At 36.2% G+C, this 15,337-nt stretch carries 16 protein-coding genes and 1 pseudogene; 13 read left to right on the top strand and 4 right to left on the bottom strand.

Annotated features, from left to right (window positions below):
• Positions 1–157, top strand: a pseudogene (locus MKX62_RS23960) (recombinase family protein); the annotation flags it as partial.
• A 383-nt stretch (positions 158–540) separates the two neighbouring features.
• Here the strand turns inward: MKX62_RS23960 and MKX62_RS23965 are convergent.
• Both MKX62_RS23965 and MKX62_RS23970 read right to left on the bottom strand, forming a co-directional pair.
• Positions 541–1,071, bottom strand: coding sequence for a hypothetical protein (locus tag MKX62_RS23965; RefSeq protein WP_340742704.1), 531 nt, complete (start codon positions 1,069–1,071; stop codon positions 541–543).
• Positions 1,068–1,592, bottom strand: a complete 525-nt coding sequence (locus MKX62_RS23970) for a toxin C-terminal domain-containing protein (RefSeq protein ID WP_340742718.1) — start codon at positions 1,590–1,592, stop codon at positions 1,068–1,070. The genes MKX62_RS23965 and MKX62_RS23970 overlap by 4 nt, the downstream gene beginning before the upstream one ends.
• Positions 1,593–2,152: 560 nt before the next feature.
• Between MKX62_RS23970 and MKX62_RS23975 the strand changes: the two genes are divergently transcribed.
• The 9 genes from MKX62_RS23975 (at position 2,153) to MKX62_RS24015 (ending at position 9,248) form a co-directional block, all read left to right on the top strand.
• Positions 2,153–2,551: a hypothetical protein gene (locus MKX62_RS23975; RefSeq protein WP_340742705.1), complete on the top strand. Its 399-nt coding sequence runs from the start codon at positions 2,153–2,155 to the stop codon at positions 2,549–2,551.
• A gap of 103 nt (positions 2,552–2,654) precedes the next feature.
• Positions 2,655–3,443: a hypothetical protein gene (locus tag MKX62_RS23980; protein ID WP_340742706.1), complete on the top strand. Its 789-nt coding sequence runs from the start codon at positions 2,655–2,657 to the stop codon at positions 3,441–3,443.
• The gene (locus tag MKX62_RS23985; RefSeq protein WP_340742707.1) at positions 3,421–4,221 is read left to right on the top strand and encodes a hypothetical protein; all 801 of its coding nucleotides are present in this window, start codon (positions 3,421–3,423) and stop codon (positions 4,219–4,221) included. Before MKX62_RS23980 ends, MKX62_RS23985 begins: the two co-directional genes overlap by 23 nt.
• Positions 4,221–5,006 (top strand): hypothetical protein, encoded by a 786-nt coding sequence (locus MKX62_RS23990; protein WP_340742708.1) that lies wholly within the window; start codon positions 4,221–4,223, stop codon positions 5,004–5,006. Before MKX62_RS23985 ends, MKX62_RS23990 begins: the two co-directional genes overlap by 1 nt.
• Positions 5,007–5,025: 19 nt before the next feature.
• Complete coding sequence (locus tag MKX62_RS23995; RefSeq protein ID WP_340742709.1) at positions 5,026–5,673, top strand: ABC transporter ATP-binding protein; 648 nt, start codon at positions 5,026–5,028, stop codon at positions 5,671–5,673.
• Between the two features lie 349 nt (positions 5,674–6,022).
• Positions 6,023–6,229, top strand: a complete 207-nt coding sequence (locus MKX62_RS24000; RefSeq protein ID WP_340742710.1) for a hypothetical protein — start codon at positions 6,023–6,025, stop codon at positions 6,227–6,229.
• Between the two features lie 553 nt (positions 6,230–6,782).
• A complete protein-coding gene (locus tag MKX62_RS24005; protein WP_340742711.1) occupies positions 6,783–7,739 on the top strand; it encodes a tyrosine-type recombinase/integrase in 957 nt (318 codons plus the stop codon).
• A 585-nt stretch (positions 7,740–8,324) separates the two neighbouring features.
• Positions 8,325–8,546 carry a DUF3953 domain-containing protein gene (locus tag MKX62_RS24010; protein WP_340742712.1) on the top strand — a complete coding sequence of 74 codons (222 nt, stop codon included), beginning with the start codon at positions 8,325–8,327 and terminating at the stop codon, positions 8,544–8,546.
• Positions 8,547–8,723: 177 nt separating this feature from the next.
• Positions 8,724–9,248: a DUF3967 domain-containing protein gene (locus MKX62_RS24015; RefSeq protein ID WP_340742713.1), complete on the top strand. Its 525-nt coding sequence runs from the start codon at positions 8,724–8,726 to the stop codon at positions 9,246–9,248.
• A 1,308-nt stretch (positions 9,249–10,556) separates the two neighbouring features.
• Here MKX62_RS24015 and MKX62_RS24020 read toward each other — a convergent pair.
• Positions 10,557–11,693, bottom strand: coding sequence for a replication initiation protein (locus MKX62_RS24020; protein WP_340742714.1), 1,137 nt, complete (start codon positions 11,691–11,693; stop codon positions 10,557–10,559).
• Positions 11,694–12,502: 809 nt separating this feature from the next.
• Between MKX62_RS24020 and MKX62_RS24025 the strand changes: the two genes are divergently transcribed.
• Both MKX62_RS24025 and MKX62_RS24030 read left to right on the top strand, forming a co-directional pair.
• Positions 12,503–13,057, top strand: coding sequence for a hypothetical protein (locus MKX62_RS24025; RefSeq protein ID WP_340742715.1), 555 nt, complete (start codon positions 12,503–12,505; stop codon positions 13,055–13,057).
• Positions 13,058–13,540: 483 nt separating this feature from the next.
• Complete coding sequence (locus MKX62_RS24030; RefSeq protein WP_338656948.1) at positions 13,541–14,038, top strand: DUF3841 domain-containing protein; 498 nt, start codon at positions 13,541–13,543, stop codon at positions 14,036–14,038.
• A gap of 70 nt (positions 14,039–14,108) precedes the next feature.
• On the opposite strand, the gene MKX62_RS24035 is transcribed toward MKX62_RS24030, so the two are convergent.
• Positions 14,109–14,594 (bottom strand): type II toxin-antitoxin system HicA family toxin, encoded by a 486-nt coding sequence (locus tag MKX62_RS24035; protein WP_340742716.1) that lies wholly within the window; start codon positions 14,592–14,594, stop codon positions 14,109–14,111.
• 336 nt (positions 14,595–14,930) lie between these two features.
• On the opposite strand from MKX62_RS24035, the gene MKX62_RS24040 reads away from it, so the two are divergent.
• A partial coding sequence (locus tag MKX62_RS24040) for a recombinase family protein (protein ID WP_340742717.1) occupies positions 14,931–15,337 on the top strand: 407 nt, incomplete at its 3' end.

Raw genomic sequence — 15,337 nt, forward strand, 5'->3', positions numbered from 1 at the left:
CCGTGAAGGTAGGCCGAAGAAATTCACTAAAAAGCAAGTAGCACACGCTTTACAACTATTGAAAACAAATTCCTACACGCAAGTAGAAGAAATTACAGGGATTTCTAAAAGCACACTAATCCGTGCCAAAAGAGAAGAAACTAAAGGGGTGCTTTAGTTTAAAGTATTGACTGCCTTTCATGGCAGCTTTTCTTATTGGGTAATGGAGTTAACTACTTCCGTGAATGGGCGTTATGTCAACTTGCTGTGCATATTGGATTGTGCGATTGACTGACTTATTTTTAGGTTGGTAGACTACCAATCTGTTTTTTAGAAGATTTCTAGGGGTCTTAAAGACGTTTTTAGAAATGCAGCTAGTTACCGTGCGAGTTTCGATTAGACAGGCTGTTCTTTTCATGGATAAAGAAAATGAAAAATCGTAGAGGGTAACTGAGAGTTTATAAAAGGTTATCTTATAGGATCAACAACTAAGAAGACGAAATTAAGAAACCATGTAGCAATTCAGATTTAAACTGAATTACTACATGGCTTTTTCTATTATTAGGATTTATATTCAGTATCAAAAATACCATCATATGCTTTTTCTAAATCAGCGATATATTCGCTATTTATAGAAATAATATCAAGTACATCGCTATTAATATAAATAAGGTTAGAGTCATTATAAAACATGATATAAGTTTGTGTGAAGCCAGAAATCACTTTTTTACAGTAATTAATGATTTCTTCTTTATTCAAATTCTTTACTGTAGCAAAAACAAGATAACATTCTAGATCATCATTCCAAATGACTGTTTCTTTCCAGTTCTTAATCGTAAAAAACTTACCCAGACTTGTTTTTTTGTATCTTATTTTTTCATTTTCGTCGAATTTATTTCCAATAGTGAATGAAACATCAATTGTTTCATTCTGTTCGAGCACACGAAGCAGGATTTCATGTAATAGCTTGATGTTACTGTAATCGAATTTTTCAGAGCCAAATCTTATTCTGTGGCTTTCCTGGACTTGAAAGAACGGAGTCATGCTTGTATGTTCAAGATCCAATCCAAAATTTTTTAAGCGTTCTATCATTTTTTCATGTACTCCAATTCCACATCATAAGTTCCTGATCTAGTGTTTGGCGAACCTAAATTTTTAATAGTTGTTGCGCCTTTCCATGAACCACCAGAATGCGAATCTACATCTCTAGAAATGTATTTTGGACCAGAACCTTTAACGCGCTGATAAACTCGTGCGCCATGAGATATATCATTTAACTGCTTATATCCTAAATCTTCTGCGGCTACTTTTGCAACCTTTTCTTGTTCTTTAATATACTTTTTAATAGTATTTTTAGAGAATTTTTTAATCGCTGACTTTAAGCCTTGTGAGACAATGAATGAAACTACTAATGGTACAAGAGGTAGCACATATGCTTCAATTTCATCAGTTAATTCAATTTGTTCGATATGTAAATTGTTATCAAGAACAATCTCGTTAATTAAATCAATTTTCTTCTCTTCGCTTACAGGTACTTGTGCGTTTGCATTTGATACAGGAAGGTATGTTACAAATAAAGTAACAGCTAAAAGATACATAAAAGCTTTTTTCATCAAAATAAACACTCCATTTCCATTTTTATGATTTTTTATTAACATTTTACACCATATCAACATTTTATTGAAAAGTAAAACATTTATGGGAAGTGATTTGAAAAATGCTCCGAAATTAATCGCAATTATTTTGGAGCATTTTTATTGGGCTAATTGAAATTGTTCAAATCATCCAAAATCACTTTAAATAAAATTTATTTTTCAGCGCGCTCTAGTTGGAGTACCTGTCAACAAGCGTAGTCTCATGTTCCTTCACCAACTTGTCCTTTTGCGAACCGAAGGTATGAACTTGGCCAAGGGGAGCTGGGGTATGACGACTTCCGTGAACTGGTGTTATGTTAACCGATTGTGTATACAAAATACACATTGCATTTTCGGGTTAAATAGGGGACCCCAAAATATAGTCCGATTGAAATTTTAATTTTTATAGCAAATATTTTATTTGTTTACAAAGTAGGATAAATGTGGCAAAATTGAATTTGTTGAATGACTGATAATTAAAAAAATATATATAGGATGCTCTTCATTGATATGGAGATAGTATCGAAAGGAGAAAAAAGATGAAGAAAATAAATAAAGTTTTTACAAATATTGTAGCAGTTGGTATTTTGACTGTAGGGCTTGGTTCCTTTGCAAACGCAGCAACTACATATCATGACTATGGAGGAAAAGTCCCGGTTATAAATGATTTGGAGTCTACAAATGCGGTTAAAGATAACACAGGAACTGCTTACAACTTTGTTAAATATATTCAGAGAGGGAAATTGGTTTCGTGGGTTGAGAATAGTGGGAATAGTAATGTTACCACTAGTGGTACTTACACAACTCGTGCCACAATTCCAATGGATTACCAAGGGAATGCTAGTTCTCTAATAGGTAAACAGCTTCACTTGAATATATCTACTGCTGTAGGTACGCTGGATTCAGTAGATACATCGGGAGAATGGACGCCAAGTTAATTGGTGATTTAATGCAATAAGACGCTTCAATTTTTCAGGTCATTCAACGTATTTATAAACAAAAATATTGATTGTAAAAGATAAAATTGAGGTGGTCAAGTTAATGATGTATCTCCGGGAAGAACTTAGAAGAGCATTTTTATCAAAAGCTGTACTTATCACAATGTTGGCCTCCACTTTGTTGGTGTTTATAGGCATGTTCGGAACTTTTAAGTGGATTACGGGTGGCGGCATTTCAATCATGTACACCTTTTTACAAGGCTATAACTCAGGAACGGCATCTTTTTTGGCAATCACATTCCCGATTATTGCATGCATTCCATTCGCAAGTTCCTACCTAACGGATATTCAGACCGGGTTCAATAATTATGTACAATTACGCATGAAAAAAAGTCAATACATGATTACAAGATTAGCTGTGAATGCCCTGGTTGGTGGAGTCGCCATCGCAATTGGTCCATTTATCTCCTTTTCTTTTTTATTGCTTATCAAGCTACTGTTTGGTGTTCCGATGCTAAAAGTTGGAGAACGATTAGAATCTGTAATGTTTTTTCACAGTATCGGTGTGAGTTCTCCAATAATGATGATTTTAATCATTATAGGGATTTTATTTTGTTGCGGAACCGTTTTTGCTACTTTGGGGTTAGGGATATCTACAATTATACAAAATAAATATATTGCCATCTTCGTACCGTTTATATATCTCATCATTTCTGCGACGGTATTGGCTAATATCCATCCGAGTTTAAATGCAATGGCATTGTATGATATTGATTTATTGAGTGGATCTATTGGACAAACTTTTTTATATGGCACAGTGCTTGTTTTGAGTGGCATTGCAATATTTTTAATAGGAGGGGCAGCAAGGTTTGAGGAGAAGTTTAAAGAATAAAAAAGTAGCGATGATCAACTCTGCAAAGAAAAGTTATCTTTTCATCTTTCTTGTATTGACGCTGTATTTCTTCAATCTATTAAGTTCGACAAAGAGCAATGGAGGAAACATCTATGATTTATTACTGAAACTCACAGAGTTCCATCCTCTTTTTTACTTCATACTACCAGCATTTTTAATTATCTTAATGTCGTTGTTTTCACTGGGAAACGTGCAAAACTATTTGTTAATTCGATTTGGCACAAAACGAAAATGGTATCATGCGAATCTATTGTGGATGGCAAAGACTGTAACGTATTTTTGCCTGTTGCTCGTTGCCATTATGTTACTTCAATCCGTGTTCGTGTTGGATTTTAATAACCAATGGAGTAATTATAGCCTGAATTACTACACCTATCACACGGAATTGTTGACAAAAATATCTCCAATTTTCTTAACCACCATGTCAGTCATTCTTTTATGGTTGTTTTTATTTTTTCATGGGATATTTTTTTACATAAGTTATTTGTTATCAGGACGGCTCTTATTTTCCATTATGATTGTATTTGTTTTCAACATCCTGAGTATTGGTGTGGTACTTTCTCATATAAATCAAATATCTACATATTTATTTTATAAACACATCAATATTTTTCAATATACATACGACTTCTCCCCTGTGGTAGGAGATTACCCTTTCGAAATTATTCTATATTGGGTAGGATTGATTTTTCTCTTTTATGTGATTGGTTTTTTCCTGATTGACAAAAAAGACATGTATGTTGGTGAGAGAAAATAATGTTGACAAAATTGGTTACCTACTATCTATTTTCTTTTTTAAAACCTGTGTATTTACTATGTATATGTGGAGTTTTTGTTCTGAATGTATTTCTTGTTAACTCTTCATATGGCGATCTCATACCGAATGGATATGTAAATAAAATTGTATTCATGTTTTATATGCCGTTGAATTTACAATTCGACTTATTACGATGGTTATTGATTTTATTTCCTATCCTACTAATTCTTAGCTCGTTCATTCTCCGTGAGGTGAATGAACGTCCTACTTACATAATTTTGAGGATGAAAAGTTATAGTCGTTGGTTTCATAGTATGTTCATTTCCACATTCGTAATTATCGTTTTCAGTATAGTGATCGGCTTTGGGGTGACAGGTATTACTATTTTACTGTTTCCTAGTGAAATAGTAGCTTCAGGTAACATCGGATTATCTCTGTTCCAGAATACAAATGGATGGTTATTGGTATTGAATCAATTAACACTATTTATATTTACGTTGTTGTTGTTACTCATTTTACATACAATTTTCTCGTTTTTAGTGAACAATACTGGCTTCGCGTTGTTATTGATAATCATCAGTATGATTTCATCGGCTACCATTGGTTATTTATTTCCATCACTATTAAAGTGGCTGCCACTAACATATTGCTTGCTGGCTTTCAGGGAAATGAAGGAAATCTCCTTTGGTTGGTCCAACAGCATGATTCTTCTTTGCATCGTATTGTCTTATGGTTTGCTTTTTTTACTTTTTACTAACCTAAAAGAAAAAATAGTTGGTGTTTGATATGAAGGGGGTTGTATGAATGACGACAATACTCAATATTCAAAATTTGTCTAAAAAAATTAAAGGCCGTGAGCTGCTGAAAAATGTAACCCTAATTATTGATAAGCCTGGTGTTTACGGTATCATCGGTCGAAATGGGTCAGGTAAAAGTCTACTATTCAAGACGATTGCGGGACTATTCGTTCCGAGTGGGGGAACCGTTAAGGTGTTTGATGACATTATTGGAAAAGGGAATTTCCCTAAATCATTTGGTGCGCTTTTAGATACGCCCGGATTTCTCTCACATTATTCAGGTTTTCGCAACTTAAAGATACTCGCCTCGATTCAAAATCAGATTGATGATGAGGCTATCGAAAATGTTCTGAAGTTGGTTGGTCTAGATTCTAATGATAAAGGCCCAGTTCGTAAGTATTCATTGGGAATGCGACAAAGGCTTGGAATTGCCCAAGCTATCATGGAAAATCCAAAATTATTATTATTGGATGAACCGATGAATGGATTGGATGAATCCGGTGTATCGGACATGCGGGAAATGATTCTTAATTTTAAAAGGCAAGGCATAACGATTCTTTTGGCGAGTCATAATCCCGAAGATATATCCTTGCTTTGTGATGAGGTTTACAAAATGGACGGCGGGAAACTGGAGCTAAATTTTATCAATATCTAACTTGAAAGAAAATGGTCTCAAAGAAAAAGAAATGGAATATAACAAAAAAATCAATGAAATATTTGAAAACACCGAATGTAAATGATAGACTTATAGCATATAAACTTACTTTAACTTTTAATGCCAGACCCACGCGGGACTCGGCGGTGATAACTAATGACAGGCCTTTGGGCTGATTGTAGCGTAAGCAAACTAGACTCCTATTTTGCTACGGAAAAAATCAGATACCAAAGGTCTTTTTGCGTCCAAAACAAGTGTTATCAATTGCTGCATTTTGTAGTAAAGTACAACAAATCATAAAAATGGAGTGCTCAAATTGGGTACAAAACTCGAAAAGGAGAGAGGAAATATGCTAGCTAAACTAATGGAGAATGAACAAAAATTATTTGAAGAGGTCTACAAACGGCATGTAAATGCAATGGGTTCAGAAGAACATAAAAAGTATGGACGAGAGGAAATCGTAAAAGTTGAAAAGGATGTTCCAAACAAATGTCTAAACGTTCATTTCGCAAACGGCGAATGGTTTAGATATTACGTAAATGGAACGTGGGGCTGAACAATTAGGGCGAAGTGAAATGATTTTGCTCTCATGGAAGGCAGTCAGCAGATATTAGGCTGCCTTGCGACTTTGTCGCAAACAAGATGGACGTTAATGCGCGTATAAGCATTCGTAATGCGGGCCGACGAATAGAGCCGATCGCTACGCTTGGAGCGGTTAATAAATACCGGCAGGAAGTGAACGTGGTCGAAGACCTGAGCGACATGCTCGCCTGATGGCAGTTTACTGGAACGTGGCAAAGCCAACCCGTTAGGGGATGTTCCATTCAATACTCACAACTACAATTGGATACGAGGTCCAGCTTTCTCTTTGCCCGCTATTTGGCGTCAGCCAAATGCGCACGACACAGATTTTGAACGAAGTGATAAAAATCTGAAGTGCAATTCGGGCAAAGAGAAAGCAGTGCTCAAAAACCAAAAACAGACCCCTAAATACCGTTGGCACAGGGTTTATGTTTTTGTTTTAGCCTTCGGCATTTGAGGAAGTCCTGAGGATGCCCGAAAATGCCAACGTGTGAGCTATGCACTTTTTTAAAAAGGGAGATGGGAACATGACAAAAGGATCGTCACCGATCATGGCACAGATGAGGAAAATTTATCGACATACAAGAGCAAACTCATTCGGTACTCGTTCAAGATACGAAAGCAGTTGTCGGAATTTTATCAGATTTTTAGACGAGAAATTTAAGATAAAGAGCTTGCGAAATCTACAAGATAAACATGTAGTGGCCTATATCCAACACCGACAAATAGAAGGGATCGCACCAAAAACGCTCAAAAACGACCTTGGTGCAATTCGCTACATGCATGACATGATTCCGAACGTCAAACATGAACTTTCCGATAATAAAGGCTTGAAAAATGAATTTTCTATTGTATTAGACAAAACACCTGCAGTAAAAGGCAATAGGGCTTGGACAGAGCGTGAATATAACGACATGCAGCAGTTCGCTCGAGAAAGGGCTGAAGACGATGGGAGGGGCACTCAAACAGCAGCCGACGTGCGGGACGTCATGCAGCTGGCAAGGACCATGGGATTGAGGGTGACGGAAGCCGTCGCAATGAGTAGGTCGCAAGTAGAGCAAGCGTTGAGATCTGGGGTTTATCAAGTGAAGAATGAAGCGAAAAATGGGAAATGGCGACAAGTTCCGTTGTCTGCTCAAGGTCGGCAGGTGATGGAAAGCAGAATTCAGGACGTTCCAAGAGGTGACCGGCTGTTTATTCGTCCTGGAGAGAAGACGCATGCAGCAGTGAATCGAGTCGAGAAGTTCCTGCAAAATAATCGGGGGCAATTCGAAACGGTCGAAGGTCAAGAAACGCGGATGTATGAGGGAGTGGCCAATGCATTAACCTATCACGGGTTACGTTACAACTATGTCCAGGACCGAGTACAGCAAGAAATGGAGAAAGGCTATTCCAAATTGCAAGCTGCAGAAATTGTTACAAAAGAAGTTGGTCATGAACGGGTGGAAGTCATTGATGTGTACTTAGGTGGGATAAAGATTTAAATGTCCGAAACCGAGAGGATTTATCCTGCACATGTGTTTTAGGGCATTTTCGCATCTAAGGGCAACAGACAAACTAGGGAAGGAAGAACAAATGGTATGCGTTTTAAATCGATTTAAAACGGCTTTTCTTACGTTTTATCCACTTGGTGTATTTTTAGTATTCGAAAATTTTTATAACAGCTTAAAAATGAAAATAAGAGCTTCAGGAGGGAAGCTAATGAGATGTAGGCAAAAAAAGATGCCCATTTCGGGGACTTTTTTTGTTTTTAGGTTCTGAACTAAAATAAACCCCTGTTTTTTGTCTTTTTTATCTAGATGGTGCTTGTTCAATTGACGGGTACTTTAGTGGAAGTATTGGCTGCCTTTACAGGGCAGCCGATTCTTATTGAAATAGAGCTAAATACTTCCATGAACGGGTGTTATGTAAACAAGTGGTGTATATTTGGTAAATAGAAGAATACAGTCAAATTAATCTATTTGTATGAAAGATGTGCAATTGTAAAAGAACTTTCCGATGATTGTATTAAAAGATCAATTGTCGAGCTGTTGTTCAGCAAACGGACCAGATAATCGGAGTGATGACAAATGAAAATACTAAGAATCATTTTAACGATTATGGCAATTGCATTATCAGGTTATGGCTTGATAACTGGGAATATCGGAACAATCATGCCTTATATGTTGCTATCAATGGGGCTAATGTTTATTGTGATGGGAATTACTGAATTTCGGAAACGAAAAGCAAATGCTTTTAATTATTTTCTTGGATCTGCATTTGTTTTGTTCGTTGCGATTTATATCTTGTAAAGCAATAGGACGCGTTAGTTGAACAAACAGGAGACCGGTCATGGACGGTCTTTTTTATTTGGCCGTGACCGCATGAACGAATCCGCGACTGCAATCATGACCGTGACCGCAGGATATCCTTGATAGATAGCGAACTACTCTATAATGACTAGATGATGAACGGGGTGAGGTGACTGCATGAACAAAGATATTGAATGGCTAACTGTATTAGCGGTTGAGAAACAAACAAACATACCAAACGCAACCATTCGAAGATACATTAGGAATCACGGACACCATCTAAATGTTCAAAAGAAGGGGAAAAGCTATTTTATAGCTTCTGAGTCGATTCCAATTGTCCTTACTATCAGGAAAAACTATGATGACGGAAAGAGTTTGGACCAAGTCGAAAAAGCCTTAGTAGATACAGGCAACCCTGTGACTATAACTATGAATGATAATGGTGAACAGATGACTGTGAATGTTGGAGAAGCCTTACAGGACATGAATAAAGCCATGCACGAACAAAATAAAGTTATTCAGTCATTGGTTGAACACATGCAGAGACAGCAAGTATATATAGATACTAGATTAGAAGAACGAGACAGAAAATTAATGACTGCTATAAGAGAAATCCAAGAAAGTAAAAAACAAATGGCTGCTGATCAAGAAGAAATAATAACCCTTGCCAAGGATAAAAAATGGTATCAGTTTTGGAAATAATGATACTTGTGCTGTGGAATTGGCGACAGGATAATTACTTTATTAAAAAAAGTAAATAATATAATTGATAGGAGGGCAATATGGATAAGGTGAATAGCGTAAGTAACTCAAGTAACGTGAGCGTGAATATCGGTGATGTTATAGCTACATCAATTATTATTTTGCTCGTTGTTTTAATTTTCATTTCTATTATAGTTTTTATTAAATCTCGATCAAAGAATCAAAAGAAAAATTGAAGCAAAAAAATGCGATTCGGATTTATAATAACTGATTTAATCTGTCACGCTAGCGTTCCTAAATCGTTAAATGACTGTCACTCTAGCGTTCCTAAATCAAAAAAACTTGTGCCCATCAAAACACTAGGCTTCGCCTAGTCCCACACCAGAAGTGGGGTCAGTTTTCCCTTATGCTCTTTCTAACTTTTTTTTTCGAATTCGGATTTTATTTTAACCATTGCTAAATTACGTAATGATTAATTTTTTTAAAAGTTATTAGTTAAAAAGAGCAACCGCAGCGGTTGCTCTTTTTATTTTTCCCGTTTTTAAATTCGAGTGAAACGACAGCAAATTTCAGAGGACATTTTGAAAAAATAGACGCTGAAAAAGTTTGTAAAGGTTGTAGGAAACTCCTACCAAGAGAAAACAAAGTTTTAGGGTTTGTATATACAAACCCGTAGCTTGCCCTCACAGGGCGAGCTACAACTTTTTTTCGGGATTGCATGCCAAACCCGTAGCTTGCCATCTCTTTATTTTACCTTTAATTGTTTTCGTATCTATAAAGAAACGCATGGATTTCCTACATGGACAAATAAAAATTTTAGGGAGAGGGCAGGCTACGGGTGTGTGACCACACACCCCAAAAACTTCGTTTTCACCTGGTAGGAATTTTCCTACGACCTTTACAGTTTTCCAGATTTTATTTTTTCAAAATATCCTCTGAAATCTGTTGTCGTTTCACTCGAAATTTAAAATGAACAGTTGCAAAAAAAAAGGGCAACCGCAGCAGTCGCCCTTTTTTCTAGTAACATAAAAACATTTGTAACCTTTTCCCTTTTTAGCAAGGGTTAAAATAAAGCTCGAATTCCGAAAAAAGTTAGAAAAGAGTATAAGGAGTTTTTGTCCCCATGTACCATATGGAGTTAGGCGAAGCCTAACAAAACTGTGGGTACACAAAAATACTCAAAGGGTCTGGTTTCAGACCCTATCTTTTAAACTATATCTTCTAAATCCCGAACCTTTTTTCTATCAACTTTTGTTCTCGTTTTTCATCAATTCATTAATTTGCCTGTAGTTATTCGTGAACTTTATTTTACATTTCCTCTAATTCTTTCTGTAACGCCTCTCGTCTTTCTGCAATATCAGTTTCATCTTTTTCTTCTTTTAGCTCATTGACTTTACTACTTTTTTTGAACCAATCAGGAATAACTTCTTCCCGTCCAGTTGTTCTTTCTATGGTTGGTTGAAGATCAGCAAACGTTATATTTTCTCCACGTTCATGAGCTACCCACGCTAATTGAATTTGCGACTTAATAAATCCAAGTGGATTTTGCACTGACTTTTCTACATTTACATACCCAATAATCATGGCTAGTTCATTCTCAGCTTTGTCACCCCATATGAATAATGCCCCTTGATACAATTGAGAAAAGTAATTTTGAGTGAACTGGTAAAGTTTTTTGTCTGCTAAACCATTTAAACGAGTACGTACATCTTCATTTTTAGCAGGTTTCTTTGTTTCTTCAGGTATTGCTGATAGCTTAATTTCTTTTTCGGCCGAATGCTTTATCATGAATTTAATTCGATTTACGCTACGCCCTTTTTTAATTTCTTCAAATTCGATATGAAGATCTGTCTTTTCATTCATCTCGTCAATAGCTCTTGTTAAAACCCTCGTTTTGAAATGGTTGTATCGCTTGTATGTACCCTCTGTCACACCAAATTTCAACTTCAATTCTTCAATAGTGTTTTCCCATTTGCCCAAGTGCTGCCACTTTTTCAAAAGTTCGTATAAACGAATAGAATAGGTACTGTGAAGAGATAAAATATTGCTCAATTGGTATGAGGTAAATTGATTTTTCAACTGCAACATATACGGTTTTAAATCTGGTGAAAATGATAAATCAATAATTCCTTCACCTTTAATATATTTCGCACTGGATATCCAATTAGCTAATAACCAACCACCATCAGCTTGCGGTATTTCAATGGATTTGGACATTAACTCTTTAGTTATTTCTTTGATTTCCGTGTATTTCACACTCCCTTGCAAGCCCAACATCTCACTAAATTCTCGTATGGAAATACGGTAATTCTTAAAATCATCATCAGACGGTTCAATCATACTTACCATAGTCATAACAATTTTTTGCTCTCTAGCGGTTAAAGGCTTGTTATGACGCGCTTCAATCAAATTATTGGATTGCGTAACAATGTAATTCTGATTCATATATACCACTCCTTTTTATAATTGTGGCTCATAACCTTAATAAAAAGGTAACATATTCAATTAAAACATACAATGCCCATAAAAAATGCGTTTGTGGTATTTAAGACCGAAAGTGTGGTATTTAAGACCGAAAGTGTGGTACTTGAGACCGAAAGTGTGGCATTTCAAAGACCGAAAGTGTGGCATTTGGGACCGAAAGTGTGGCATTTGGGACCGAAAGTGTGGCATTTCGAACTCGTGAGACCAGTCATACCAAGACTTTGAGTGCCCTCTAAATCACTTAAAACAAAGATCTTAAACATTAAGTACTTAAAACAACAACAAACACGCGCGTGGTGGTGGTGTTCAAAAATCAGGTGACATTGATTTCTCTTTTTCTATCAAAAAATCCCGAAGTATTATTTCTCCAGATACAAAAGTGCTTTATTAGAAAAAAAGGGACTAATGATAACAATTAAAGCCTGTCCAATCTCTTAAACTATCATTTAAAGGAGCCACAAGTTCTGTACACGCGTTTTAAGGACCAAAATGAATACAACTACCATATTTATTTTAGAACACTTCTAAGGGGTATTTAAACAGTTTTTAGGACATAAAGGACAATTGTTCAAAGAAGGTGGACAGTTAGGGATTGAAAAGCTTGTTATTGACACGCTGGATACATCATTCAAACACTTAATAATCCTTTAAAACGTGTTCATGGTTAACGAAGATAATTTTTTATTTTTCGGGTAAATTTTGAAGGTGAAACCTCTTTCATCTGGAATAATAACTACAAGCTAAAACAATGAAACGAGGGTGAATAGGAGATGAAAATGGATGAAACAGCAACAGTTAGAAGTATTCTTACTGCATTAAAAGACAGTAATGTATCGGATGTAGCTAAGCAAATCGATGGCATTAGCAAGGATCCTCTTGCGAGCGCGCTGAATGCAGCAGGCTATAAATACAGTAGTGCCACTCCGAGGGGGTGGACCTTCGTTGGCGACAACGATGAACCACTTGATAAAAGCATTTTCGACTTCGTGAAATCCAAATCATCGGCCAAGAAACCGCATTCACAACCGGTTCCCAAGATCGTCACGAAAGATTCACATGCTATTCATGGGCAATTCACCGAGGACGAAATGCAGGCTATCAAAGAGATGTTAAAATCATGGCAAGAATCCGCTCCAGCAATCAAAATGGAGCCAACGTTGCACGAGCGTATTAAACAGCTTCCACAAGAAGAGAAAACGCGAAAGACCATTGTGATTGATCAGAGTATCGGGGAGCGCTTCGATGTATTTTGTGAAGGAGAACGTCTCAATAAATCGGATATTTTACATTTAGCATTGGCTGATTTTATGGATAAATTCGAATAAAAACGAGTGATCTGTTAGAACCCCCCCCCCCGCTCTGACTTTGAAGGGAGGGTTTTTCGTCTGCTTATCGTCTAAGTAAACCTGCATAATTATTCATTTAGACAAGCCTGGCGATTGCCAGAAAGCCCGTTAAATCAACGATGTATATTTCATGCATAACCAACACCAAGTACGATAGGGGATAAACTGAGGGTTTATAAGTGGTCATGGGGTATCGTTTCCGAGAATCGGTGTTATGTCTACTTGTTGTGTATATTGAATGTATGTAAATTGTACGATTGCCTGACTTATTTTTAGATTGATAGTCCTACCAACCTGTTTCCAAGACAATGTCACTTTATTATTTCTGATTCTAAATATCACAGATGAAAAATTAAAACCCTTGCTTATCAGTTGCTTATATGAACGAAATAGACAAAAATATAGATTGGATTCTACATTAAAAGACAAAGGTGGAAGTTTATCATAGGGACTTACTGGACAATCCAATCCCTCCAAAAGTGGGAAGAAGTAAAAAAACTAGGTTATCTGTCTGGAAATAAAGAATATATTTGGCCAGAGTTTATTGAGGCCTATCATTGGTTAATGGGGAAAATGAGTGAAAAAATCCCGAATTATCAGAGTGAATATCCGATTTGGTTATGGAAAAATAGGCCGGACTTGAGAAAGAGTGGTCACTTGAACCGTGGGGAACAAGGTGTCTTACTAAAAATTAATATAGCAGAAAATCGGATTCTTCTTTCAGACTTTCAAGCTTGGCATATTGTATTAATGAAATCTTACTTTGATCTTGAAGAAACTGAAAAAGACGATAGCTCTCTATCTGAAGTTGAAATAGAAAAAAGCTGGGAATTAATTTTTGATATTGATTACTTAGCTCAACACCCTAATTGGGGGGAAAACGATAGCTCACTTCAGGGCGTTACTGGTAATGTAAATTTAAACGAAATTTCCCTTGTTAAAAAATTTACTGCAAGATGAAATTCATAAGAGTTTTTTGAAAAAAATAGACGCTGAAACATAGTGTTTCAACGTCTTCTATGTTCTTAAATCAAGGTGCAATGGAATTTTTAATTTGTTTTTTTATGTCTTCGTAAGTTCCTTTCTTTATTTCGTCATGCAGAGGAACGGGGAAAGTTTTACCGTTAGGACCTTTCATGGTAACATGACTCCCTTTTTGTCTAACCTCTTCGAAACCTACTTTTTTAAGCTTTTTTATGAGGTTTTTACCGCTAATAGTCTTCGGTAAACCTAACTCTTCCATGACAGCATCTATAACTACCTGTTTACCGTATTGTTTAACCGCTTCAACTACCAATTTTCTTAATATCAAACCTACTATAATAGGTACTGCTTTCGCTTCGTATTCTGCTTCTTCTATCAAAGTCAAACCACTGTCTTGCTCCACGAAGTCAGCTCTATCATCGAAATAACCATCATTTACAACTACACTACTTGCACTGACATTAGCATTCCCGTTAAATAACGTACAGAAAAATAAAGACAAAATCATTACTAAACTTACAAATTTCTTCAAAGTATTCATCTCCTTCTGTTTGATATACACAGTATAGGTAATGTTTGGAAAGTATTCAATGAAAATTGTAAATATACAGCAAATAGGTAAATAATGCCCGTCATACAAATCGGGTATTATTTCTAATAGAAGTATATGTAAAATACGAGTCTAGCAAAATGTAAATACGTTCGATTTACGAAAAGCCCTTCTTTCATTTAGAGAGAGACTTTTTTTATTATTGTGTGTCATAACTTTTAGGTATTGACACCGTTTTCGGGATCCAGTATTATCAAGGTATTAACCGGTGTCGTAACTAAGTGTCATAAATAAACCGCAAAAAAGGGGCAAATACATATGAAATATGGTTATGGTCGCGTAAGTACAGTGTCACAAGATTTAGAGTTACAGCTGCAGACATTGGAAAGCGAAGGTTGCGACAAAATCTACTCTGAAAAGTTCACAGGAACAAAGGCAGACCGTCCCCAATTTGTAGAGTTACTTTCATTGCTGAAAAAAGGCGATACATTAGTGGTCACTAAACTAGACCGTTTTGCAAGATCCGCAGAAGATGGAGTAAATTTAATAAAGGAACTTCTTTCAAAAGGAATCAAGGTTCACATATTAAATATGGGGCTTGTAGAGGATACATCAATGGGCAGATTAATTTTAAGAATGTTATCAGCCATTGCGGAATTTGACAGGGATATGATAGTTGAACGATTAGCAGAGGGTAAAGCAATTGCGAAGCAGAATCCTGATTT

Origin of the sequence: Sporosarcina sp. FSL K6-5500 (genome assembly GCF_038005665.1) — a bacterium.
Taxonomy (GTDB): domain Bacteria; phylum Bacillota; class Bacilli; order Bacillales_A; family Planococcaceae; genus Sporosarcina; species Sporosarcina psychrophila.